Source organism: Streptomyces sp. NPDC059398 (assembly GCF_042751845.1).
Classification (GTDB): domain Bacteria; phylum Actinomycetota; class Actinomycetes; order Streptomycetales; family Streptomycetaceae; genus Streptomyces.
Genome location: NZ_JBHYWP010000046.1, coordinates 3,935 through 26,712, shown reverse-complemented (window position 1 = coordinate 26,712; position 22,778 = coordinate 3,935). Strand labels below are relative to the sequence as shown.

General features: G+C 71.8%; 18 protein-coding genes and 3 pseudogenes. 7 read left to right on the top strand and 14 right to left on the bottom strand.

Going from position 1 to position 22,778, the window contains the following annotated elements; all coding sequences use genetic code 11:
- Positions 1-637: 637 nt before the first annotated feature.
- The 3 genes and pseudogenes from ACFXBC_RS18290 to ACFXBC_RS18280 all read left to right on the top strand — a co-directional run.
- Positions 638-1,050, top strand: a pseudogene (locus ACFXBC_RS18290) (GNAT family N-acetyltransferase); the annotation flags it as partial.
- 335 nt (positions 1,051-1,385) lie between these two features.
- On the top strand, positions 1,386-1,904 hold the full coding sequence (locus ACFXBC_RS18285) for a hypothetical protein (protein WP_385024757.1): 519 nt from the start codon (positions 1,386-1,388) through the stop codon (positions 1,902-1,904).
- On the top strand, positions 1,891-2,250 hold the full coding sequence (locus ACFXBC_RS18280) for a winged helix-turn-helix domain-containing protein (RefSeq protein WP_385024755.1): 360 nt from the start codon (positions 1,891-1,893) through the stop codon (positions 2,248-2,250). Before ACFXBC_RS18285 ends, ACFXBC_RS18280 begins: the two co-directional genes overlap by 14 nt.
- A 54-nt stretch (positions 2,251-2,304) precedes the next feature.
- Here the strand turns inward: ACFXBC_RS18280 and ACFXBC_RS18275 are convergent, their stop codons facing one another.
- From ACFXBC_RS18275 to ACFXBC_RS18265, 3 genes are all read right to left on the bottom strand, one after another.
- A complete protein-coding gene (locus ACFXBC_RS18275; RefSeq protein ID WP_385024753.1) occupies positions 2,305-3,195 on the bottom strand; it encodes a siderophore-interacting protein in 891 nt (296 codons plus the stop codon).
- Between the two features lie 72 nt (positions 3,196-3,267).
- Positions 3,268-5,235 carry an alpha-L-fucosidase gene (locus ACFXBC_RS18270; RefSeq protein ID WP_385024751.1) on the bottom strand — a complete coding sequence of 656 codons (1,968 nt, stop codon included), beginning with the start codon at positions 5,233-5,235 and terminating at the stop codon, positions 3,268-3,270.
- A 230-nt stretch (positions 5,236-5,465) separates the two neighbouring features.
- Positions 5,466-7,334: a chloride channel protein gene (locus ACFXBC_RS18265; protein ID WP_385024749.1), complete on the bottom strand. Its 1,869-nt coding sequence runs from the start codon at positions 7,332-7,334 to the stop codon at positions 5,466-5,468.
- 750 nt (positions 7,335-8,084) lie between these two features.
- On the opposite strand from ACFXBC_RS18265, the gene ACFXBC_RS18260 reads away from it, so the two are divergent.
- Positions 8,085-8,582: a MarR family winged helix-turn-helix transcriptional regulator gene (locus ACFXBC_RS18260; RefSeq protein ID WP_385024844.1), complete on the top strand. Its 498-nt coding sequence runs from the start codon at positions 8,085-8,087 to the stop codon at positions 8,580-8,582.
- Positions 8,583-8,633: 51 nt separating this feature from the next.
- Here the strand turns inward: ACFXBC_RS18260 and ACFXBC_RS18255 are convergent, their stop codons facing one another.
- From ACFXBC_RS18255 to ACFXBC_RS18245, 3 genes are all read right to left on the bottom strand, one after another.
- Positions 8,634-10,415 carry a hypothetical protein gene (locus ACFXBC_RS18255; RefSeq protein WP_385024747.1) on the bottom strand — a complete coding sequence of 594 codons (1,782 nt, stop codon included), beginning with the start codon at positions 10,413-10,415 and terminating at the stop codon, positions 8,634-8,636.
- A gap of 269 nt (positions 10,416-10,684) precedes the next feature.
- A complete protein-coding gene (locus ACFXBC_RS18250) occupies positions 10,685-12,109 on the bottom strand; it encodes an NAD(P)/FAD-dependent oxidoreductase (RefSeq protein WP_385024745.1) in 1,425 nt (474 codons plus the stop codon).
- 46 nt (positions 12,110-12,155) lie between these two features.
- Complete coding sequence (locus ACFXBC_RS18245) at positions 12,156-12,845, bottom strand: rhomboid-like protein (protein WP_385024743.1); 690 nt, start codon at positions 12,843-12,845, stop codon at positions 12,156-12,158.
- Positions 12,846-12,983: 138 nt separating this feature from the next.
- Between ACFXBC_RS18245 and ACFXBC_RS18240 the strand changes: the two genes are divergently transcribed.
- On the top strand, positions 12,984-13,931 hold the full coding sequence (locus ACFXBC_RS18240) for an aminoglycoside phosphotransferase family protein (protein WP_385024741.1): 948 nt from the start codon (positions 12,984-12,986) through the stop codon (positions 13,929-13,931).
- A 9-nt stretch (positions 13,932-13,940) separates the two neighbouring features.
- Positions 13,941-14,420 (top strand): GNAT family N-acetyltransferase, encoded by a 480-nt coding sequence (locus tag ACFXBC_RS18235; protein ID WP_385024739.1) that lies wholly within the window; start codon positions 13,941-13,943, stop codon positions 14,418-14,420.
- Between the two features lie 113 nt (positions 14,421-14,533).
- On the opposite strand, the gene ACFXBC_RS18230 is transcribed toward ACFXBC_RS18235, so the two are convergent.
- The 6 genes and pseudogenes from ACFXBC_RS18230 to ACFXBC_RS18205 form a co-directional block, all read right to left on the bottom strand.
- Positions 14,534-15,010: a hypothetical protein gene (locus ACFXBC_RS18230; RefSeq protein WP_385024737.1), complete on the bottom strand. Its 477-nt coding sequence runs from the start codon at positions 15,008-15,010 to the stop codon at positions 14,534-14,536.
- Positions 15,011-15,093: 83 nt separating this feature from the next.
- On the bottom strand, positions 15,094-15,681 hold the full coding sequence (locus ACFXBC_RS18225; protein ID WP_385024735.1) for an SMI1/KNR4 family protein: 588 nt from the start codon (positions 15,679-15,681) through the stop codon (positions 15,094-15,096).
- A 49-nt stretch (positions 15,682-15,730) separates the two neighbouring features.
- Positions 15,731-15,898, bottom strand: a pseudogene (locus tag ACFXBC_RS18220) (ISL3 family transposase); the annotation flags it as partial.
- Positions 15,899-15,907: 9 nt separating this feature from the next.
- Positions 15,908-16,432 (bottom strand): DUF6879 family protein, encoded by a 525-nt coding sequence (locus tag ACFXBC_RS18215; protein WP_385024733.1) that lies wholly within the window; start codon positions 16,430-16,432, stop codon positions 15,908-15,910.
- Positions 16,433-16,663: 231 nt separating this feature from the next.
- The gene (locus ACFXBC_RS18210; RefSeq protein WP_385024731.1) at positions 16,664-18,082 is read right to left on the bottom strand and encodes a threonine/serine exporter family protein; all 1,419 of its coding nucleotides are present in this window, start codon (positions 18,080-18,082) and stop codon (positions 16,664-16,666) included.
- Positions 18,083-18,610: 528 nt separating this feature from the next.
- Positions 18,611-19,507, bottom strand: a complete 897-nt coding sequence (locus ACFXBC_RS18205) for an NADP-dependent oxidoreductase (RefSeq protein ID WP_385024729.1) — start codon at positions 19,505-19,507, stop codon at positions 18,611-18,613.
- A gap of 70 nt (positions 19,508-19,577) precedes the next feature.
- Between ACFXBC_RS18205 and ACFXBC_RS18200 the strand changes: the two genes are divergently transcribed.
- The gene (locus ACFXBC_RS18200; protein WP_385024727.1) at positions 19,578-20,168 is read left to right on the top strand and encodes a TetR/AcrR family transcriptional regulator; all 591 of its coding nucleotides are present in this window, start codon (positions 19,578-19,580) and stop codon (positions 20,166-20,168) included.
- A 143-nt stretch (positions 20,169-20,311) separates the two neighbouring features.
- On the opposite strand, the gene ACFXBC_RS18195 is transcribed toward ACFXBC_RS18200, so the two are convergent.
- Complete coding sequence (locus ACFXBC_RS18195; RefSeq protein ID WP_385024725.1) at positions 20,312-21,832, bottom strand: MFS transporter; 1,521 nt, start codon at positions 21,830-21,832, stop codon at positions 20,312-20,314.
- A gap of 64 nt (positions 21,833-21,896) precedes the next feature.
- A pseudogene (locus ACFXBC_RS18190) lies at positions 21,897-22,676 on the bottom strand (FAD-dependent oxidoreductase); the annotation flags it as partial.
- Between the last annotated feature and the right edge of the window lie 102 nt (positions 22,677-22,778).

The following is a 22,778-nucleotide window of genomic DNA, read 5'->3' as shown; positions in this document are numbered from 1 at the left end:
CCGGTGCCCGGGGCGAACTCCACCTGTCCCTCGGGGCGATGCCGGTCAACCGCGAAGCGGTGCGGGTGGCGTTCCCGTGAGCGTCCCCATGAACTCACCTGAACTCCCTTGCCGGCGCTGCTCGTCCACGGCCGGAGCACCGACTGAGGCAACGCTAGGGAAGCCGCTGCGGGCGGTACATCCAGCCTGCTGCCGATCATAGGGTGCAGCTACCTGTACGGGGCGGCAGGGCGAGTCCCGCTTCCTCAAGGTCTTGGTGAGGTGGCTGAGCGCGAAGGTGCTGGGGACATAGGCATGGGCGTGGTGGCCCGTGATGGTGAAGAAGGCCGGCGTCACCTCCCGGGGCCGCATCGGGGATCGAGGTGTAGAAACCACGGCGCCAGGTGGGCACGTATTCGGCGACCATCGTGGTGGCCCCCGCCAGTTCGGCGCCGGTTGTACTACCCGGGCCTGTCCTCTGTCGCCGATACCCACGCTCCACTGGTGCGGTACGGGCGGACACGGCCGTCTGCATGCTCGTGGTGGTGTGGCTGGTCATCGCCTCCATGCGTGAGGTCGGGGGCAGCGCCGGGATGGATCAGCAGGTGCTGGGGGCGGTCCTAACGGCGAAACGGTCCGCGAGCCAGGGGATGCCTTGTCCGACCTCGTCGACACCCTGCGTGCCGACTCCTCCTGGATCGAGGGCCTGTCCCTGGTCTCCACCGACGAGCACGGCAAGATCGTCGGCCACGCGCTGCTGACCCGCTGCCACATCGGCGACACCCCGGCCCTGTGCCTGGCCCCGTGCGCCGTACTCCCCGAGTACCAGAACAGCGGCGCCGGCTCGGCCGCCATCCGCGCCGCCCTCAAGGCCGCCAAGGACCAGGGCGAGCACTACGTCACCGTCATGGGGCACACCCGGCGTACTACCCCCGCTTCGGCTTCACCCGCGCCTCCACCCACGGCATCGACCTGACGATCGACGTCCCGGACGAGGCCATGATGGTCATGACCCTCGACCCGGCACACCCGCTGCCCAGCGGCACCATCCGCTACGCCAGCCCTTCGGGATCTGACACACCCTCGCTCCGCGAGGGAGGGGCACGCCTGCTCCTCCCTCGCGGTCCAGGGCATCCACGATCTGCCGGGTCCGGGGCCCGGCCTTCCACGTCGGCTTCGCCCGCTTCTGCAAATGGCCGAACAGCTCGCCCGCCGTCGTCGGCGTCATCGGCGCCCCGAACGGATCGCGGAACAGGTTCACCGGCAGGAAGTCGCTGCCCTCAGCCCATGAAGTCGCGCTTGGCGTCCTCCATGTCCTGGGCTTCTCCCACTTGACGCCGACTCTCTCAGGAAACTACTTTCCTTACAGGAAACGAGTTCTGGTCAGGAAACCCAAGGAGGACGTCATGACCCGACACCCCACACCGGAAGAGGCATCCCGTGCCCTTCAGGACGTCCAGCGGCGACGGGAGGAGGCGGTGGGCTCGGTGCAGGAGTCGCGCTGGGTGGCCGTTCTCTTCGGGCTCGCCGTCTTCGCGCTGCTCGCGGCGCCCGACTTCTTCGGTTCGGGCGTGGAGTCCGTGGTGAACATCGCCTTCGCCGCCCTCGCCGTCGCCTATGCGGCGCTGCTGCGGAGCAGGTGGGGCTCCGCCCTGCTGGGGCGGCGGACCAGGGTGCGGCGGGACGCGATCTCGCCCCGGTTCGCGCTGTGGAGCCGGGTGATCATCCTGGCGGTGGTGGTCATCGGGGCCGTCGCCGCCTTCGTACCGCACTCCGGGCTCTCCTTCCCGTATGCGCGGACGGTCGTCGGCGCCGTGCTCGGCGCGGTCCTGATCCTCTTCGGGGGCCGTCTCCAGCAGGGGCTGTCCTCCCTCGCCGCGGGCGGGGAGCGCGGACGAGCCGGGGCGCCCGATGGATCGTCCTGACTTCGACCCGGTGCTGCTCGAACCCACCCGTCTGTCGATCGTCTCGCTGCTCGCCGGTACGGAGTGGGCGGAGTTCGGCTGGGTGCGGGAGACGGCGGGGCTGTCGGCGTCGGCGCTGTCCAAGCAGGTGGGCACGTTGTCCTCGCACGGTTACGTGGAGGTGCGCAAGGGCTACGTGGGCAAGCGCCCCCGTACCTGGGTGAACCTCAGCGCCGCGGGCCGCGAAGCCCTGGAGCGTCAGGTCGCGGCGCTGCAGCGGATCGTCGACGACTCCCGGGCGGACGGTTCCGGAGCGGGTGGCCGGGAGACCGGGCCGGATGAGCGTGGCGGGCAGCCGGCCCGGTGAAGCTCACCGGGGCCGGCCCGTCGGCCGATGGCTTTTCCCGTCACCGTGCTTGATTCACCGCGCCGCGCGCCCCCGGGACTCCGCGGAGATGCGGTAGTAGTCCTCGTCCCGGTCGTTGTCGCTGCGGTCGTGGTAGATGTCCTCGGCCAGGCCGCGCTTCCAGTAGCCGATGGCCAGGTGCTGACGGTGACTCAGGCCGTGCTCGCGGCGGAGCCAGGAGCGGACCTCGCGGACCTGGGCGGACTCGCCCGCGACCCAGGCGAACACCCGGTCGTGGTCCGGCCAGTCCGCGCCCCGTACCGCGTCCGCCATTCCGTTCCGTCCGTCCGCCTCCTCCGGGGGCAGCCAGTGCACCCGTACCCCGGCGGGAGCGAGCAGCTCCTGCCGTTCGGTGTCGCCGGGGACCGAGACGAAGACCTCTCCCCGGGCGTCGGCGGGGAGTTCGGGCAGCAGCTTGGCCACGGCCGGGAGCGCGCAGTGGTCCCCCACGATCAGGTACCAGTCGGCCGGCTGCGGGCTGACTCCGCCCACGCCCAGCACCCCGAGCACGTCCCCGGCGACCGCGCGCTCCGCCCAGCGGGCGGCCGGGCCCTCGCCGTGCAGCAGGAAGTCGATGTCCAGTTCGCCGGCCGCCGCGTCGAAGCGCCGGACGCTGAAGGTGCGCTTCACCGGTCCCGGCTGCCCGGGTCCTGAGGCGGGGGCGGAGTCGGGCCACTCCCAGTGCGGGGAGTTGCCCGGTGGCACCAGGAGCTTGATGTTCGGTCCCTCGTGGTAGCGGGCCAGGTCGGGCCCGCCCAGGGTCACGCGCCGCATCATCGGGGTCACATCGGATGAGCGCACCACCGAGAGCACACCCGGGCCGTGGCCGTGTCGTCCACCGGCCACCGGGTGCGGGCTCCCGGCCTGGCTCGTCCCTGTCGGAGAGTTCTTCTCTGATATCGGCATGCAGTTATGCTAAGGGTAGCCTTACCTTGGCGTCCCCCTCCGGGCCGTCCCCCTCCCGTCCTCCCCTCTGCCTCACTCCGGTGGCACGTTCAGATGGAGTGACGCCGACGCGAGGCGCGGGGTGGCGCGGGACTGGAGGATTCTGACGCGGATGCCGTCCGAGGTCACCGGCTCGGGCAGGGACAGGATCCGGGCGTAACCGATCGTCGTGCCGGCCGTGGTCTGCTGCCAGGCGGTGCCGGTCCAGATGTCGACCGCGAACCGTTCCACCTGCTGGCCCCTGGTGATGTCCTCGCCGAGCCGGACGCGGTCGAAGGTCCTGGCCGTGGAGAGCCGTACGGTGACGGCGCCCGTGGTGGCCCCGTGCGAGGGCGACCAGGCGGTGGTGAGCCGGCCGTCGGTGAGAGTGCGCAGGACCGGATCGCGGCGGCCCCGGCCCGCCGTGAGCAGAGGGGTGCGGCCGGGTCCCGACGTGAGCAGGTTGCGGCCGTACGTCGCGGTGACAGAGTCGCCGAACGCGGTGAGCGAGGCCACGTCGGGTGCGGCGATGCGGCCGTCCCGGCCCGGCGGGACGTTCAGCAGCAGTACGGCGTTGCGGCCCACCGACTCCTCGTAGATCGTGAGGAGTTGCTGCGGGGTCTTGGGCTTCTCGTCGGCGTGGAAGAACCAGCCGGGCCGCAGCGAGACATCCGCCTCGGCGGGGAACCACTGGAGGTACTCGACCCCGGGCGCGGTGATCTTGTCGCGGGAGCCGATGTCGGCGGCACTCGCGCCGTCCGGGAGCAGCCCTTCGCCGTGTGCGGTCGCGGGGTCGGCGGTGGCGGGCGTGACGCTCCACTCGGTGGTGCGGCCCACCCCGTTCTCGTTGCCGATCCAGCGGGTGCCCTGCGGTCCCGCGAAGGTGACGGTGTCGGGGGAGAGTGCGTGGATGAGCCTGAACCAGGCGGTGAAGTCGTACTTCTCGGTGATCCCCGCGTCGGTCCAGGGGTTGGCGCCGTCGAGCCACAACTCGTCGATGGGGCCGTACTGCGTGAAGAGTTCGTAGAGCTGGTTCAGGTAGTACGCGTTGTAGTCGTCGGCCCGCACCGTGAAGGACGGGATGCGGTGCGCGGCGAGCGCGTCCGCCCGGTCGTCGCCGGGGACCAGGGTCGGGATCGTACGGCGGACGACCGGGCTTCCGCTGCCGTAACGGCCCTGGCCGCCGGGGGCGCGGTCGCCGTCGTCGACGGTGGCCTGCTCCTCGATGCTGAGCGACTGGCCCGACGCCTGCTTCGCGCGGATCTCCTCGACGTACCGGGCGTGCCAGGCGTGCGGCTGCTCGGAGCCGTCGGCGGGGGAGAGATAGACGCCCACCCTGAGACCGGCCCGGCGGGCGGCCTTGAGATAGGTGCCGAGGACGTCGCCCAGGGGGTTGCGGCAGCCGGCGTTCCGGGCCCGCCAGTAGGCGGCCGGATCGTCGGAGCGGCGCTTCTCGGCCTGGGCCCGGGCCTTGGCGGTGGCGTCGCGTTCGGCGGCGGAGCAGCCCCGGGTGCGGATCCACCAAGGGCTCGCGATCACCGAGTGGTTGGTGTAGCGGGTCGGGTAGAGGACGAAGCCGTCGTGGTGTTTGGCCGTGAACATCACCTGGCGGGCGCCGGCCGCCCGGTAGGCGCGCATCCACTGGTCGGCGTCCATCCCCGACGGGTCGAAGGTCGCCTCGTCCTCGGCGCCCGAGCCCCACTCGCGGTCGGTGAAGGTGTTCATGCCAAAGTGCGTGAAGGCGGTCACCTCCCGCTGCTGCCAGGCGACTTGGGAGGGCCGGGGGACGACATGGGCCGCCTTGCGCACGATGGTGTCCGGGGTGTCGGACGCGCTGACCGCGATCTGCGAGGCGGGAGGGATACGCGCGGGATTAATCCGACCTTTCCCGAGTGCGTCAGTGCTGGTGCCGCCCTGCGCGGGGGAGGCGGCCGCGGGTGCGGCGGGCAGGAGCGGCAGGGATGCCACGCCTGCCCCTATGGCCAGTACGGATCGTCGCCCGAAAGGCGTTCCCGTTCCCATGAGTGCTCCTTCGGTCCTTGGGCGCAGCGGATGCAGGGGACAGGGAGGGGAATGAATGACCCAGAATGGTCTAGACATCCAATGTCTGTCCCTCGGGCAGCAGTCTGCTGTGCGTCCGGGGCGCTGACAAGAGGCCGTACGCGAACAGCGCCGTGCGGTGGCCGGTACGCGCATCGGCCGCCCCGCCGTGCGATCCGGGCCGGGCCGGTCCTGGCCCGGCCCGGCCGCCGCTATCCGTCCTGCCGCTGGAGCACGCCCTGCTGGAACCTGCGCGGTACGAGGCTGAGGAAGCGCTCGGCGTGCTGCTCCTCATGCAGGTCTATCCGGCGGGCTTCGAGCAACTGCCGCAGGCTGAGCAGCCCTTCGAGCCGGTCCGGATCGTCCCGGCCGACGATCACCACCCGGGTGACGTGGTGCGCCGCCATACGGTTGGCGAGGGTGCGCAGGGTCTCGTCGGGGTACGCGGTCACCGCGGGCCTGGCGAGTTCGCCGAGCGGGGTGGGGTCGTCAGGGGCGCTGAACAGGAAGTCGGAGCGGGTGACGACACCGGCCAGATGTCCCGCCGGGTCCATCACGGGGTAGAGCCGCTGGGCGAGGAAGCCGTCGACGTCATGGCTGCCGTGCGGAGCGGCCAGCTCCCGCTTGATGTCGGCCACCGTCTCGTCGGTGCGGAACGTCGCGGTGATGGGGGATTCGAGCTGCCGTACGAGATGGACCTCCAGCGGGTCCACCGAGTACTCCCGGGTGAGGTGCAGACCCCGGCGGGCGAGCTTCTCGGTGAGGACCGAGCGCTTGAGGATGATCACCGAGAGGAGGTAGGCGGAGGACGCGGTGATCACCATGGGGAGCAGGGCGTTCATCTCATGGGTCAGTTCGAGGCAGAAGACGATGCCGGTCAGCGGGGAGCGCATGACTCCGCCGAGTACCCCGGCCAGCGAGACCAGGGCCCAGAAGCCGGGGCTCACGGCCGGGAAGACCAGCCCCTCGGCCGCGCCGAGCGCCCCGCCGATCATGAACATCGGGGCGAGTACGCCGCCCGAGGTCCCCGAGCCCAGCGAGAGGCCCCAGATCAGGGTCTTGACCACCAGGATGCCGATGATCAGCCCCACGGTGGCCCGGCCGGTGAGGAGCTGGTCGATGACGTCGTACCCGACGCCCAGCGCGCGGGGCTCGAAGAGCCCGCCGACGCCGATGATCAGGCCGCCGATGGCCGGCCACCACATCCAGTGCAGCGGCAGCTTGGCGAACATGTCCTCCGAGAAGTACACCAGCGCTGTCGCGCCGAGTGCGAGCAGCCCGGCGCCGATCCCGGAGACCAGACACAGCCCGTATGCGGAGAGCGGCAGCCGGTCCGGGACATGGGCGCCGGCGAAGAGCGGGGCGGTGCCCAGGATCGGACCGCGGACCAGCGTCGCGGTGACCGCGGCGACCGCCACGGGGATGTACGAGCGGGGGCGCCACTCGAAGAGCAGCAGCTCGACGGCGAGCAGGATCGCGGCCAGCGGGGAGTTGAAGGTGGCCGCCATACCGGCGGCGGAGCCCGCGACCAGCAGGGTCTTGCGTTCGTCGGTGGTGACATGGAGGAACTGGGCGAGTATCGAACCGACCGCCCCGCCGGTCATGATGATCGGTCCCTCGGCGCCGAACGGCCCGCCGGTGCCGATACCGATGGCCGACGAGACGGGCTTGAGCACCGCCAGCCTGGGCTGCACCTTGCTGGCGCCGAACAGGATCGACTCGATGGCCTCCGGCATTCCGTGGCCGCGGATCTTCTCCGATCCGTACCGGGCCATCAGGCCGATGACCAGCCCGCCCACGACGGGCATGAAGAGGATCAGCCACCAGTGCGAGGTGGAGCCAGGGGTGGTGGCGCCGAAGGCGAACCGGCCGTGGAAGCAGAGGTTGGTGAAGAGCTCGATCAGCTTCAGCAGCCCCACGGCCACGAGCGCCGCGGCGGCGCCGACCGGCAGGGCGAGTACGGCGATCAGCGCGACCCGGGGCGGGACACGGAAGTCCGCCAGGCTCTTCACCTTCTGTGGGGGAGGGGCGAGCCGGCCGGGGGTGTGTGCGGGGTCCGGGGCAGGGGGGTGCGGAATCACGGGTTCTCCTCCGTCGGTGGTGCAGGCAGGGGCAGAGCCGTCGCGGGCACACGGAAGAAGGCCACCGGTCCACCGCGACGGGGCGGGTGCCGGTGTCCTGCGTACCGAGTGGGTTCACGCGCGGGCGTGGGGCCTTCCGGGCGGAAGACCCTGAGGGCGTCATTGCCCAGGGAGCTGCCGGTGCCCTGTGCGGAGGGCGGCAGTACGGGTGGGGCGGTCCGTGGCGCGCGAGGTGTCGGGTACGGATGCCCGGATACTGGTGAGGTACGGATCAGCGGTGTGTCGAGCGGGGTGCCTGAGCGGCACGTCCGAGCGGTGCGTGGTGCGCGGGACCGAGACTATCATTGCAGACTGCAATGATGGGCGCGGTCCGATGAACGCGCCCGCTGGTCAGTCTGACGAACGGCCTGACGAAGGGTCTGCCGAAGGGCCTGACGAACGGCCTGCCGAACAGCCTGATGTACGGCCTGATGAGCAGCCGGGGTGGACCCCGGCCGACAGGACCGCCCGGGTGGACAGCCCGGCGGCCGGAAACGGTGGACGGACCGCATGACGGGCGAGCAGACGGCTGCGGGCAGCCGCGCCGGGGACGCGACCGGGGGCATGGCCGAGGACGCGGCCGGAGGCATGTCGGGGGGCGTGGCCGGTGACGTGTCCGGGGGTGCGGCCGGAGACGTGTCCGCGGGTGTGGCGGGGAACGGAGCCAGGGGCGCGGCCGGGGACGAGACCGACGAGGTCACCGCAGCCGTGATGGCCGCCGCGCGGCTGCTCGTCGGGCTCTCGGCGCGTGCCCTCGCCGAGGTCGGCAGCGCGCTGACCCTTCCGCAGCTGCGGACCCTGGTGGTGCTCGACTCCAGCGGGCCGGTGAAGCTGGCGGCGCTCGCGGCCGTCCTGGAGGTCAACGCGTCGACGGCGATGCGGATGGTGGACCGGCTGGAGGCGGGCGGGCTGGTCGACCGCAAGGCCAACCCGGCCAACCGGCGGGAGGTCGTGCTGCGGACCACCGACGAGGGCGCGGCGCTGGTCGCCACGGTCCTTGAGCACCGCCACCGCGAAGTCGCCGCGCTGGTGGGCCGGCTGCCGGTGGACGTACGCTCCGGGCTGGTCGTGGGGCTCAGGGCGCTCACCCTCGCCGCCGAGAACCCGGACCCGGACCAGGACCCGGGCCAGAACCCGGACCCTGAGTCCGGCGGGCGGCCTGCCATGCCGGACGCCCGGGACGTTCTCACGGGCGGCACCGGGTTCTGAGCCGGCGCCGCCCCTGGCCGGTGGATCACATACGTACGGGACCGGGCCGGTTCAGGACGTATAGCCCGAACCGGTGCCCTGGACCACGTACGCGCACTCCGTGTACGTGTAACCCGGCTGGATCCTGGCCGTGTTGCTGCCCGATGTGGTGGTCGAGCTGTTCAGGGACTTGTGCAGGAAGTACGAGGTGCCGGGCGGCAGGGAGATGGTCCGCTCCGGGTAGCTCCTGCCGCCCTTGCAGGCGTTCGTCTGCGCCGATGCGCTGCTGGAGTACGCCGAACAGCCCTTGCACGCCTTGAGGGTGAAGCTGCCGGTGACCGGGCCGGTGTAGAGGATCTCGACCTCGTCCGGGCTGTCGTTGCTGATCGTCACCGGGATGCTGCCGCCGGACGCCATCGACGGCAGCCGCTTGCCCGCCCCCGGCTCGCTCTGCGCGATCTCCGCGGCGATGGCGGTCTTCTGGGCGCGGGCGCGGTTCCGGTCGCCGCGGTAGGCGCTCGCGAAGTCGGTCAGCGTCTTCAGCGCTCCGCCGAAGTCGCCCTTCCGGTACTGGTCGAGACCGCAGATGTACGTACCCGCCTGGACCTTCCGGCCCGCGGTCGCCGCGTCCTCGCGCAGCGCGTCCGTCAGCGCCGCGTCCACGCCCGCCTCCTTGCCCGGCAGGCCGACGGCCTGTCCCTGGAGGTTCTTCAGACGGTCGTTGGCCGCGCACGGCGCGGACCCCTTCAGCTCGCCCGCGGCCTTGTCGATCGCGGAGCTGACGGCCGGTTCGACCTTCGCGGCCTGCCGGGACGCGGGGAAGGCCGTGAGCAGCTGCCCGAGGCTCCCGGTCGGTGACACGACGTCCTTCCCGGTGCCGAGGCCGGTCACCCCGCACTCGTACAGCGAGGTGGCGAGCTTGTCGTCGGGCCATCCGGCCAGTGCGCCCAGCTGCTTCCTGCCGTAGGTCCCGGGCACCGTCCGCAGATAGGCGAGCGGTTCGACGGCGGCGCAGTACTTCTTCTCGCGGAACGGGGTGGCTACCGTCTCGTAGTACGTGTGCAGCGACGCCGGGACGCGGCGGGCGGCGCGGGAGCCCGGGTGGTGGACGCCGAGGTCGTGGTACGCGGCCAGGGCCTTGCCGTAGGACACCCGGGCCACCGGGAAGTCCTCGCTCTTCGCTTGGGTGACCAGCCGGTCCGCGTCGGCGAGCCGGTCGAGGAGCAGCTGCTGGGCGGCCTCGTCGCGCGCCCCTTCGTACAGCACGGCACCGCCGACCGGTGCGGCCAGCAGCACCAGGCCGAGCGCGAGTGCGACGGGCGACCGCGGCGGCCGGATGATGTGGTGCCGCAGAGCGCGGTACGCGCCGTGGGCCGCGGCCAGGACCAGCACGCCGAGGTACGCGACGAGTACGCCGGCGGGCACACCGTCCGGGTCCGCGGGCAGGGCGAGCACCAGCAGCGCACCGGTCGCCGCCCAGCACACAGCGAGGGCGGGCCACCGCCTGAGCAGCAGATAACCGAGGCCCAGCCCGCTGAGGTTGAGCAGCGCCACGGCCGCGGCCCGCATCGGGTCCGCCGGGGCGGGCGGGGTGGGAGGCGTGGGCGGGACGGCCGGCATCGGGGGAGCGGCGGGCGGCGGCGGGCCGAATCCACCGGGTTCGGTGGGGTTGCTGGGGCCGCTGTCACTGCCGTAACCGCTGTGAACGCTGTGACCTTCCAGGCCGCCGTAACCGCTCGGCCCGCCGGACGCCCCCAGCACCTCGGGCGGCCCGAACCCGGCCGATGAGTCCGGACCGGCAGCGCCCCCCTCCACGTCCCCGACACCACCGACTCTCATGCCGTCAGGGCCCATTGGCGCGCTCCCTCTCGCCGCCTCACCCTGCCGGTCCCCGCCCCGCCGGTCCCCGGACATACCGCATCCCCCCGGTAAGCGGTCCCGGGCACCGAGACGCCCGGGACCGTCACTGCACTGCTGTGCCTGCTCTGTGCCTGCTCTGTGTCTACCACGCGTGAGCCGACCGTGAACTCCCGATTACCTTCCGTACCGGGGGACTTGCGGGGGGACGGGGCTGGGCTGGGCGGGGCGGGGCGGGGCTTGCGGAAGACGCGGCAAGCAGGCCCTCAGCGCCCCGCGATCCGGTCCGCCAGCATGGCGATCCGGTCGGTCGCCGTGCTGCGGGCGGTCAGTTCGCGGGCGTCCGCCGCCCGGTACGCCCGGTACATCCCGTGCACGCCCAGCCAGCGCAGCGGCTCTGGCTCCCAGTTGCGGACCTTGTGGTTCACCCAGGGCAGCGTGGTCAGGTCGGTAGGCCCGGACTGGCCGGAGTCCTGCTGGATCAGGTCACGCAGCGTACGGGCGGCCAGATTGGCGGTGGCCACACCTGAACCGACGTACCCGCCCGCCCAGCCGAGGCCCGTCGACCGGTCCAGGGTGACGGTCGCGCACCAGTCGCGCGGGACGCCGAGCACCCCCGACCAGGCGTGGTCGATCCGTACGCCCGCCGTGGCCGGAAAGAAGCGGACCAGGATCTCGCGCAGCGCTTCGATGGTGGCGGGCTCGGTGCGCCCGGCGCGGTCGGAGCGGGCGGCGCGCGAGCCGTAGCGGTACGGGACACCGCGTCCGCCGAGCGCGATCCGGCCGTCGGCGGTGCGCTGCGCGTACATGTACGCGTGCGCCATGTCGCCCAGCGTCTCGCCGCCCTCCCAGCCGATGGTGTCCCAGACGGACTGCGGCAGCGGCTCGGTGGCGATCATCGAGGAGTTCATCGGGAGCCAGCTGCGCCGGGCGCCCTTGATACCGGCCGTGTATCCCTCGGTGCAGCGCAGGATGTAGGGCGCGCGGACCGTTCCGTACGGGGTGACCGCGTGCTTGGGCCTGATCTCGGTGACCGGGGTCGACTCGTGGAGGGTGACGCCGAGTGCCTCGACGGTCTCGGCCAGGCCCTGGACCAGTTTCGCCGGGTGCAGCCGCGCGCCGTGCGGGGTCCAGGTCGAGCCGATGGCCCCGGTGACCCGGATCCGCTCGGCGGTCTCGCGGGCGCCGTGCAGGGTGCGGTCGGTCTCGCCGAAGGCGGTCTCCGCCGCGTGGAAGTCCTTGAGCCGCCGCAACTGGGCCGGTGTGTGGGCGACTTCGAGTACGCCGCCCTGCTGGATGTCGGCGTCGATCGACTCGTCGGCCGCTGTCCTGACGACCTCCGCCACCGTGTCGTTCATGGCCTGCTGGAGACGGACGGCCGCTTCGTGGCCGTGCAGCTTCGCGTACCGGTCGCGGCCCGCGATGCCGTTGTAGAGCCAGCCGCCGTTGCGGCCGGACGCGCCGTACCCGCAGAACCGGGCTTCGAGCACGGTGATGTTGAGGAACGGGACGGCCTTCTTGAGGTAGTACGCCGTCCACAGCCCGGTGTACCCGCCGCCGACGATCACCACGTCGGTGCTCGCGTCGCCCGGCAGCGGCTCGCGGGCGAGAGGGGTGCCCCGGTCCGCGTACCAGAACGATATGCCGCCGTTGACGGTGCCGTTGACTGTGCCACTGACTGTGGAGCGCATGGGGACCTCTGCCTTCTGGACCGGTCCGCCGGGTCGGACCGCTTGATCAGGGCCGTTCGGTGTTCCGCCGGCGGTTGCCGGGAGCGTAGCGCCGCAGGAGGGGCAGCAGGTTCAGCGGGTTCCACGGGGCGGCGCCGATGTGCCGGGTCAGCGGGTAGCAGGCCAGCCCGATGAGGACCGAGGCGAAGTGGCCCAGGTCGGTGAAGGTGCGGTCGGTGAACAGCGGCAGGCCGGACCCCACGAGTACCCCGGCCAGATACACCCAGCGCCAGGGACGTGCGATCCGGTAGGTCAGTACGGCGATCACCCCGGCGAGCGCGTAACTCACGCCCACGTCCAGGGTGTTGACGGCCGATTCGGGGGCCCGGTGGTGGTGGATCGCCCAGAGCAGGGCGCCCTCGCTGATGAAGGAGGCGAGGACATGCGCGAGGGCGGCGACACAGAGCCAGCGGAGCGTGCCGAGCCAGCGTTCGGCCGGCGCGTGGAAGACGGTGTAGAGCACGGCGTACGAGATCCAGCCACCGCCGTCGATGTACATCGCGCTCTGGATCAGCACCCGGACGGGGTGGGTGGACAGTTCATGGATATTGGTGGAGCGCCTGCCGAGGTAGTGCCGCTCGAACCCGGGTGACATCTGGTGCAGCGCGATAGTGGTGAGGAAGAGGATGACCAGCCAGACGTAGGTGCCCGGGGCGCTGCGGATGTACGAGGCGACGGCGTGGCGGACGCGGTTCATGCGCCGATTCTGCTGCTTCGTCCCCGGTGGCGCGGGGGTCACCGCGCCGGGCGGGGGCGGTGGGCGGGGCCGGTACGCGGAGCCAGTGTGCGGGGCCGGGCCTGCCGATGCGCCGGGCCGAGGGAGAGGGAACGGGACGTGAGCGAACAGACGGGCGACGGCGTGGCGGCGGACGGCGGGCCGCGCTCCGTGGCGGACGGCGGCGGCGCGACGAGTGGCGGAGCGGCGGACACGCACCCCGTACCTGATGCGCACCCCGCAGCGGACCTGGCCCGGGAGTTCCTGGACAGGTGGGGGCTGCGGCAGGAGGGCCCGCCGATGCGGGGACGGGTCGCGGTCGTGCTGCCCGTGGTGCGTACGGCCGACGGAGCGCGGGCCGCACTGAAGCTGCAGGAGGTGGACGCGGAGACCGAGGGGGAGCCGGTCGCGCTGCGGGCCTGGGGCGGCCGGGGCGCCGTCCGGCTCCTCGACCACGACCCGGCGACCGGGACCATGCTCCTGGAACGGCTGGACGAGGGCAGGCCGCTGGCTTCGGTACCGGACGTCCTGGCGGCGACCGAGGTCATCGCGGGGCTGCTCGCCCGGCTGACCTCCGTACCCGCACCGGACGGGACGCGGCGGCTCGCCGACATCACGGCCCGGATGCTCGACCACGTACCGGAGGCCGCCGGCTCCCTGGCCGACGGAGCGGAACGGCGGTTGCTGGAGAGCTGCGCGGCAGCCGTACGGGAGGTGGCGGACGAACCGGGGGACCGGCTGCTCCACTGGGACCTGCATTTCGACAACGTCCTGGCGGCGGACCGCGAACCCTGGCTGGCGATCGACCCGAAGCCGCTCGCGGGCGACCCGGGCTTCGAGCTGCTGCCCGCCCTGTGGAACCGCTTCGGGGAGGGCCGGCTGCTGCGCCGGTTCGACCTGATGACCGATGCGCTGGGGATGGCGCGGGACCGGGAGCGGGCGCGCGCCTGGACCCTGGGACGCGTCCTGCAGAACAGCCTCTGGACGGTGGCGGAGGGCGCCCGCCGGCTGAGCCCCGAGATGACGGAGATCGCCCGGACCCTGCTGGCGCCGGGGGCCCTTGGTTAGTCTGCGCGCATGATTCGCAACGCCACACCCGCCGACGTCCCCGTCATCCACACGATGATCCGTGAGCTCGCGGAGTACGAGAAGGCCCTGGACGAAGCCCGCGCCACCGAGGCGCAGTTGCACGAGGCGCTGTTCGGCGAGCGCCCGGCGGCTTTCGCGTTCCTCGCGCAGACCCCGGAGGGCGAGACCGCCGGGTTCGCCCTGTGGTTCCTCAACTTCTCCACTTGGCGCGGGGTCCACGGGATCTACCTGGAGGACCTCTACGTACGCCCGGAACTACGCGGCGGCGGCTACGGCAAGGCCCTGCTGACCGAACTGGCGCGGACCTGCGTGGAGCGCGGGTACGAGCGGCTGGAGTGGTCGGTCCTGAACTGGAACGAGCCGTCGATCAACTTCTACGAGTCCCTGGGCGCCCGGCCGCAGGACGAGTGGACGGTCTACCGGCTGACTGACGGGGCACTGGCGGCGCTGGGCGGGCGGGTGGAATAGGCGGGGTGGAATAGGCAGGGTGGAGTAGGCGGGACCGGGCGAGGTGCGCGCGAGGCGAGGGCCCCGGCCGTCCGTCACGGGGGAGCGGGTAACCGGGGCCGGTCAGTGGGCGGTCACCCCATGACGGGAAGCGGATGGTCCGGGGACAGGAGCCACGGTGTGTGCTTGCCGGACTTGGCATCCACGGTCAGGCCCAGCCTCCCGAAGCCTGGCCGCCCCTGCTGGTTCCACCACAGGAACGCGGCCTCCACCTCATCCCACAACCGCCGGGGGCCGGACTGATAGACCGCGAACGTGCTCTGTTGTGGCACGTAATCGACTGTGGCCCAGGAGGAGACCGCCGTATCCCGAAGCCAGAGAGTGTACGAACCGTCGTGGTACTCCTCCGCCCACGGGAACATGCCGATGGTCTGGAGGCCGATAGCGAACATCTCCAGCCATCCGCCCACGGCTTCCGGGGACACGCGGGTGGCGCTCTGTCGGCCGTCTGCGGGCCAGGGCTTGCCACCCAGATAGTCCCGCGTGTGTTTACGCACCATGCGTTGCTGCCGAATGCGCATGAAGGCGGACGACCCCACGAACGGGCCCAAGGCTGTCCCGTCCTTCTGGACCGTGAGGCGGGCCACAGCGCCGCTTGGTTCTGGCTCAACTTCTGTGGAGTGGTCACGGAAAGTCAGATCTTCGAAGCGAGACGGTACCGATTTGGGTGGGCGTGGAGCCGAGGCGAGGCGAGTTCCAGTGCTCGGTTGTCCAGTCCGGCGGCCATGTGGTCGAGCCATCGTTCGTACCAGGCGAGAAAGTCCGGGGCTGAGGAGGCGTTCGGGCCCCAGAAGCCGTCGGCGTTGCCGATGAATATGCGCCCGGCGAGAGGGCCGGTTACGCCTATGAGGACGAGATCGCTGCAGCCACGTTCTATGACGTGCAGGAAGAGGTGACCGTCGCGTGTGGGGCGGTAGGCCCGGCTGAATCCTCTTGAACCGGTGCTGGCAGTTCTGGGGTTCATCGTGAAGAGGGTGCAGCTTCCCAGCGGGATCAGTCCGTAGTACGGGGACGCACCGCTGCCGCCCATGTTCGTGAGGAAGTCTCGATAAGGCTGTGGGAGTTCCACGTCATGCTCGGCTTCGAAGGCATCTGCCTGAGCCTTGGGCAGGCGGGGGCCGAGGTGAAATTCGTGCTGTTCTTCGCCGAATGAGTGGCTTCGGTTGGGTGTGTAGGGGATGCGTGCCAGTTTGCGTCGCAGCCGCGGGATGCGGGAGTCCATGCGAGTTCTTCTCTCGTGTCGCCCGTAATCTATCGCGGCGCGCAAGGGTTCATCCCGCGAGTAGGACTCGCTTCCGCAAGAGCTGGAAGCCGGCCCGGCTATACATCTGGCGCTTGAGCATCTTGATCCGGTTGACGTGGCCCTCGACGACGCCCGAGTTCCAAGGAGTGGAGAGCCCTGCGACCACTGCGGCCAGATCGCGTTCGAGGCCGTTGGCGAATGCTGGTCAGATCCGGTAATCCTCGTGCGGCGTCGCTCTTGCCCACACGTTCTCGAAAGCCTCACCGCAGAGCTTTGCCACGGCTGGCTCGTCGGTTACCTCGTCCCCCAGGTAAGTGCCCTCGCCTGAGAAATGTCCGAACCTGACGAGACGGCCGTCGAACAACCAAAAATCGTTGCCCGGCAGAGCGATGTCTGATGCCCGCTGTCGGGGCAACCACCTGATTTGTTCACCGGCCGCGATATTCGTGAAGGTCCCGTCATACAGGTAGCGGGTGTATTCGCTGACCGGTTCCGACACGATGCGGGAGCGTCGGATCTCCACGCCGCGTTCCACTGTCTCCGCAACCATGTCGAGCCATGGCCGCCACCACGATGCACGGTTGTCCGGGTCCGGCCTCCGGCCCGCCTTCCAGGCCGCGACGCGTGGGGCCTCGTCCGGGTCGTCGTAGTGGTCTCGCATCTCCAGGTGTACCGCTGACTCCCGGCATCCGGCCAGGAGTTCACTGAACGGAGGAGCGTTCCGCCACATCACAAGCCTCCCGAATGGCGGCCACCATGCGCATGGGCAGCCGCACTACCTCTTCGCTGTCAGGGACCGGACCGACCGCCAGGCAGTCGGCCCGCGTCGAGTCATCCGCTTTCCAGCCCTGCAACACAAGCTCCTGCTTACCCTCGTCCACCCGGACCGTGGGGCAGTTCGCCCCGTCGGTGTCCGGGTTTTTGGCTACGAACTTGAGGGGCCCGGGGGTGCGACAGGTGGTCAGCCCCGGCCCGAACCGTCCGGCACTCCCCGTACTCCTGCTCCGCCGGACGCCGTGTGGCGGTACCGCCACCACTGGCGCTCGGCCCCGGCCCCCACGATGGTCCCCAGTACGGTCCCCACGCCGATCGCGGCGACCGCCGTCACTGTCGTCAGCAGATAGCCGCCCGCCCCGGGGACCCCGAGCAGCAGTTGCAGCATGCCCCGGTACAGGTCCGGGCCCGGCAGGACGCCACCGGCGATGCCAGGGATGACCACCGCGCGGGCGGGGATGCCGGTGCGGGGCGCCGCGGCGGCGGCGACCGTGCCCATGGCCGCGGTGGCCAGGCCCGTCGCCAGGGGGGTGGACCAGTGCAGCGTGCTCGTTCCGGCGACCTTGACCGTTGCGCCCAGCAGCCCGGTCGCCATCCCCCACGGGACGAGGCGCGGACCGCCACCCATGAACACGGTGTTGCCGAGTGAACCGATACAGCTGGTCACCAGGGTGAGAACCACCGGAAGCGCGGTGAGCGAGGTGTGGCGCGCGTCGGTGTCCGCCCCCCTGAGCAGGAAGCCGGTGATCAGGATCCCGCTTACCAGGGCCGCGACGAAGGCGGCCAGGCCGACGGCGCGGACGGCGGCCATCGAGGGGAAGCCGTCGATGGCGTCCTCGGTGAGGGAGACGACGGACAGGATCGGAAGCATCAGGATGACGTTGGCCGCGACCACACTCGCCCCCTCCGGGCCGCTGAGCGCACCGGCGTCGATCAGTGTGATGACGGCCGCCATGACGCAGGCGGTGCGCAGGGTGGTCACGTAGAAGGACGGCAGGCCGCTGCGGCCCAGTGTCCAGCTGGCCCGTTCGGCGACCAGGAAGACCAGCGGTGACACACAGGCCGCCCGGACGGTGCCGGAAGCGAGCAGGCACAGCATCGCGGCCAGCAGGGCGCCTCCCGCCAGGCCGAACCACCAGGGCCAGCGGGAGCCGCCCGAGGTGAGGCGGCGCAGCGCAGGGGCGGCCTCGTCGCACCCCATCCGCGTCGCCGCGATCCGCGTGGTCAGGCGCTGCAGCGCCGCGAGCCGGTCGAGATCCCGGGTGTCCTCCGAGCCCAGGGCGAGGAACGCGACGGTGGGGCGCCGGCCGGGTGGGGCGTACTGGAGCTGGACCGACCGCCCGCCGATTCCCACCTCCAGGTACTGCATGCCCCAGGTCGCCGTGACAGCGATGACGGCCGTCTGGATGTCCCGGGTCCGGGCCCCGGCGTCGAACAGCGCCCGCGCCAGGCCGAGCGTGAACCGCAGCACGTCCGCGGCCTCCACGTCGCCGAACTCCCGGGGAGCCGGAAAGCGGACATCCTCGTAGGCGGTGCCGTACAGGCGGTCGAGCACGGTCGCGTCGTCCTGCCGCAGCCGGGCGAGGCGGGCCTGCCGCGCCCGCATGCGCGCCCTCCACCAGTGCAGCGACCGCCGCATCATCCCGCTCCCGCCGGTCCGGAGTGATCTCCGTCCAAGGATGGGGCCGCTACGGAATCGGCGCCGCCGGGCGGCGCCGATCAGTGGGCGAAGCGGCTGGGCGGCCGGGCGGCGGGCGCGGGGGTTCGGCGTGGGGGTCCGGGGTGGGGTGGGGGCCCGGGGTGGTGGCGATGGCCGTTACCGACCGGACGGATCCACCCGGAAGTCCGTTGCGTCTGGCTGTGTGACCGTGCCGGGAGCCTGTTGGTGCGGACCGCGCGACCGTGCTGGAAGTCTGTTGCGGCGCGCCGCGCGACCGCACTGCCGACCGGCCCGCACTGCCGACCGGGCCGGCCCCCCCCGCCCCCCCGGCCCGGCCGCCACCCCGCCGGACACAAGCCGCCCCCCCCCCACCCCCCCCCCCCGCCGCCCCCCCCGCCGGCGCCCGCCGCTGCCGCCCCGCCGGCCAACCCCCGGGGGCCGCACACGGCGGGGTCCTAAGCCCGCGCCCCCCCCCTAACCCCCCCCCACGATGCGGCGGCCGCGGGTGTGGCCGGCCTTGCTGTCGATGTGGGCCGCCGCGGCTTCGGCGAGCGGGTACGCCTTCTCGACCGGGATGTGGAGCTTTCCCCGTGAGATGAGGGCAGCGGCCTCGGCGAGCGCGTCCGGCACGCTCCCGGCCACGCCGGAGAAGCGGACGCCGAGGTCCGGTGCGCCGAGATCGGCGATGGAGATCACCTTCCGCGGATCCCCGGTCAGTCCGACGAGTTCGCGGATCACGCCCGAGCCGGACAGATCGAGCGCCGCGTCGACCGGGCCGAGCTGCCGCACCCGCTCGGCCCAGCCCTCCCCGTACGTCGTCGCGAGGGCGCCCAGGCTGCGCAGATAGTCCTGGTTGGCTGCCCCGGCCGTGCCGATCACCTTGATGCCGCGGTCCCGGGCGATCTGCAGCACCGCCGATCCGACACCGCCTGACGCACCGCTGACCAGCAGCGTCTGTCCGGGCCGCACCCCGGTCTCGCGGATGATGCGCAGCGCTGTCTCCACCACGGAGGGGTACCCGGCCGCCTCTTCGAACGACAGCTCCCCGGGCATCCGGGCCCAGGCCCCCAGTACGGCGAACTCGGCATAGGTGCTCGAACCCTCACCGAACACCCGGTCGCCGATCTCGACCCCTTCGACGCCCTCACCGATCTCGTCCACCACCCCGGAGGCGTCGATTCCGACGCCGGAGGGCAGCTCGGTCGGATGGGCCCCGAGGATCTGGCCCTCGCGGATCCTCCAGTCGACGGGGTTCACCCCCGCCACCCGTACGGCGATACGTATCCGGCCGGGGCCCGCGTGGGGCTCATCGGCGTCTATGAGGTGCAGGACGTCCGGGCCGCCGAACTCGGCGAAGCTCACTTTCTTCATGCCGGTGACCGTAGCACTAACAGTTAGCTTTTCGTAACGGTTACGGATTTGTATTTGGTAGCGTCAGGCCATGACCGTGCCGACCGGACGCCGTGAGCGAAAGAAGGCCGAGACCCGCCGGAGGATCGCCGACACCGCGCTGCGGCTCTTCCTGGAGCGCGGATACGACGCGGTGGGCATCCGCGATGTGGCCGCCGAGGCCGATGTGGCCGTCACCACGCTCTTCTCGCACTTCGCGTCGAAAGAGGCCCTGGTCTTCGAGCAGGACGAAGGGTTCGAGCAGCGTCTTGCCCGGGCGGTCACCGGCCGGGCACCGCACGAGCCGCTCATCCCGGCGCTGCGCAGGGAGATCCAGGCCCTGGTGCGCCACTGCACGGCGGACAGCGCCGCCCCGGTCTGGCGCATGGTCGACGCGTCGCCCGCCCTGCGGAAGTACGAGGAGTCGATGAGGCTGCGCCACGCGGAGTCGCTGGCGGCCGCCATCGCCGCCGAACCCGGCCTGGCGCGGTCGGCGACGGCCGCGCGGACGATCGCCAGGTTCGTGATCGACGCCTATTCGCTGGCCCGCGAGGAGGCCGACCCGGAGGCCGCGGTGGACGAGATCTTCCGGATGATCGAAGCGGCCTGGGAGGCCGGTTCGCCTCCGGCGGGCGGGCGCTGAGGCTGCCTCCGTCGGTGCGTCCGTGCGGGCGGTCGCTCAGCCTGCCTCCCCCTGTGCGGGCGGGCGCTGAGCCTGCCTCCCTGTGTGCGGGCGGGCGGGCGGTCGCTGAGCCGCCCCCCTCTGCGCGGGCGGTCGCCGAGCCGTCAGCCCCCCGCCGCCCCGGCGGCCTCCGCCTCCGCCGCCTCGCGTCGGCTGGGCGAGCCCGCGGTCACCATGACGAAGGCGAGCACCGCGCCCACCACCATGAAACCGGCCGCCCACGCCGTCGCGATGTTGAAGCCGTGCACCACCGCGGTCTTCGAGAGCTGTGCCTGCGCCGTCTTGCTGATTCCGGGCCGCATATGGCTGGTGAGGTAACTCGCCGTGGTCGTCGTGGCGATGGTGTTGAGCAGGGACGTGCCGATCGATCCGCCCACCTGCTGGGCCGTGTTGACAGTCGCCGACGTGACGCCCGAGTCCTGTGGGGCGACGCCCGCGGTGGCCGTCGCCATCACCGGCATGAAGACGAGGCCCATGCCGAGACCGAGCATCATCGTGCCCGGCAGGATGTGCTCGACGTAGTTGGAGTGCGTCCCGATGAAGGTCAGGGCGAAGAGCCCGCCCGCGCCGATCAGCATCCCGGGCGCCATCAGCAGCCGCGGCGGTACGTGGTGCAGCAGCCGGGCCGAGACCTGCGTCGAGACGATGATGATCATCGCGGACATCGGGAGGTACGCGATCCCCGCGCGCATGGGGCTGTAGCCGAGGATGCCCTGGAGGTAGTACGTCAGGAAGAGGAAGAGGCCGAACATGGCCAGCGTCGCCATCCCCATGGTGATCATCGAGCCGGCCCGGCTGCGGTTGCTGATGATGTGCAGCGGCAGCATGGGGTGGGCGGCGCGCGTCTGCCACCAGGCGAAGACGGCGAGCAGCACGACACCCACGATGAGCAGGGAGACGACGAGGGACGAGGACCAGCCGTGCGATTCGGCCTCGCTCACCGCGTAGACGATCGCGACGAGGCCGCCGCAGCCGAGAATCGCGCCCGGGATGTCGAGATGGCTCTCGCGCGCTCCCTGGCGGTCGCTGAGCAGGGCGAAGGCGCCGAACACGGTGATGGCCGCGATGGGCACATTGACGTACAGACACCAGCGCCAGTCGAGGTACTCGGTGAGGACGCCGCCGAGCAGCAGCCCGATCGCGGCACCCGCGCCCGCGATCGCGCCGTAGATCCCGAACGCCTTGGCGCGCTCCCTGCCCAGCGAGAAGGTGGTGGTGAGCAGGGACAGCGCGGACGGCGCGAGCAGCGCCGCGAACGCACCCTGGAGCGCGCGGGCCGCGAAGAGCATCGAGCCGTTGACCGCCCCGCCGCCGAGCGCCGAGGCGGCGGCGAAGCCGATCAGACCGATGATGAACGTGCGTTTACGGCCGACGAGGTCGGCGACCCGGCCACCGAGCAGCAGCAGTCCGCCGAACGCCAGGGTGTACGCCGTGATGACCCACTGGCGGTTGCCGTTGCTCAGGTGGAGGTCGTGCTGCGCGGACGGCAGGGCGATGTTCACGATGGTGGCGTCGAGCACCACCATCAGCTGCGCCAGCGCGATGATGCCGAGCCCCCACCAGCGGTGGGGGTCGGGCTGGTCGGGACTGGTGGGCTCCGGGGTGGGCGTCGCCGGCTCGCTCATCTGTCCAGAAGATCACAGAATGGGGCAGTTCGCTCCTTCTCCGCATGGGGCACCTGGCCTGCCGCTACGGGTGCAGGCTGACCTCAAGGCCGCTTGAGGTCAGGGCCAGGCTGGTCGCCTCCATCGCGCTGTTGAAGGAGACCTCCGCGAGCATCCCCGGCGCTGCGGTCTGGTCGCCCGCGAGGAACACCCCGTCGCCGCGCCGGATCGCGGGCCGGTCGCGCCAGGTGGTGCCGGGCGGGTCGACCGCGCCCGTGCGCCCCGCCGCGACGGACGCGCCGCGCCAGGTGACACGTGTGCGCCAGCCCGGGAAGCCCAGGTCGAGCAGGCGCTCGGCGTGGGCGACGCCGTCCGCCTTCGACGCGTCGGGCGCGAGTGGCAGCTGCCCCTGGATCAGCTGCTCACCGGCCGGGGCCAGAGTCGGATCCTGCGCGGTGAACCGTTCGATCCAGCCCGGCGCGTCCAGGTCGGAGATCACCCAGGCGTCACCGCGCCGGGTCCTGAGCGCGATGTCGACCAGCGCCGTACGGCCGCTGGGCCAGCGCAGATGGGACTCACCGAGCAGGGTGCGTGCCGCGTCCAGGGAGGTCGCGACGATCACCGGGCCCTGCGCCGTGGGGAGTTCGGTGACGCGGGCGCCGGTCTCGATCCGTACGCCCAGCTCCCGTGCGCGGTCGGCCATCCGGCCGACGAGGGTGCCCCAGCCGCCCCGTACGAAGTGCGCCTCGGGCGGCAGTGACGCGGCCCGGCGCAGCCTGCTGTGGACGAAGGCCGCGGAGAGCGAGCCGGGGTCGTGGTGGAAGAGGGCGACCCCCACGTAATGGGCGGCGGGGCGGGCGCCCCCCCCCCCCCCCCCCGGGGGGGGGCGGGGGGGGGGGGGCCGCCCCGCGCGGGGCGGGTGGGCGGGGCGCCCCCCCCGCCCGCAGAACCCGGGCGGCGGGGGTCT

Excerpts from the sequence above, each read along its gene's own strand:
- ACFXBC_RS18285 (WP_385024757.1), top strand. The coding sequence starts at position 1,386 with ATGACCCGACACCCCACACCGGAAGAGGCATCCCGTGCCCTTCAGGAC.
- ACFXBC_RS18280 (WP_385024755.1), top strand. The coding sequence starts at position 1,891 with ATGGATCGTCCTGACTTCGACCCGGTGCTGCTCGAACCCACCCGTCTG.
- ACFXBC_RS18275 (WP_385024753.1), bottom strand. The coding sequence starts at position 3,195 with ATGCCGATATCAGAGAAGAACTCTCCGACAGGGACGAGCCAGGCCGGG.
- ACFXBC_RS18270 (WP_385024751.1), bottom strand. The coding sequence starts at position 5,235 with ATGGGAACGGGAACGCCTTTCGGGCGACGATCCGTACTGGCCATAGGG.
- ACFXBC_RS18260 (WP_385024844.1), top strand. The coding sequence starts at position 8,085 with ATGGCCGCCGCGCGGCTGCTCGTCGGGCTCTCGGCGCGTGCCCTCGCC.
- ACFXBC_RS18255 (WP_385024747.1), bottom strand. The coding sequence starts at position 10,415 with ATGGGCCCTGACGGCATGAGAGTCGGTGGTGTCGGGGACGTGGAGGGG.
- ACFXBC_RS18250 (WP_385024745.1), bottom strand. The coding sequence starts at position 12,109 with ATGCGCTCCACAGTCAGTGGCACAGTCAACGGCACCGTCAACGGCGGC.
- ACFXBC_RS18245 (WP_385024743.1), bottom strand. The coding sequence starts at position 12,845 with ATGAACCGCGTCCGCCACGCCGTCGCCTCGTACATCCGCAGCGCCCCG.
- ACFXBC_RS18235 (WP_385024739.1), top strand. The coding sequence starts at position 13,941 with ATGATTCGCAACGCCACACCCGCCGACGTCCCCGTCATCCACACGATG.
- ACFXBC_RS18225 (WP_385024735.1), bottom strand. The coding sequence starts at position 15,681 with ATGGACTCCCGCATCCCGCGGCTGCGACGCAAACTGGCACGCATCCCC.
- ACFXBC_RS18215 (WP_385024733.1), bottom strand. The coding sequence starts at position 16,432 with ATGTGGCGGAACGCTCCTCCGTTCAGTGAACTCCTGGCCGGATGCCGG.
- ACFXBC_RS18210 (WP_385024731.1), bottom strand. The coding sequence starts at position 18,082 with ATGCGGGCGCGGCAGGCCCGCCTCGCCCGGCTGCGGCAGGACGACGCG.
- ACFXBC_RS18205 (WP_385024729.1), bottom strand. The coding sequence starts at position 19,507 with ATGAAGAAAGTGAGCTTCGCCGAGTTCGGCGGCCCGGACGTCCTGCAC.
- ACFXBC_RS18200 (WP_385024727.1), top strand. The coding sequence starts at position 19,578 with ATGACCGTGCCGACCGGACGCCGTGAGCGAAAGAAGGCCGAGACCCGC.
- ACFXBC_RS18195 (WP_385024725.1), bottom strand. The coding sequence starts at position 21,832 with ATGAGCGAGCCGGCGACGCCCACCCCGGAGCCCACCAGTCCCGACCAG.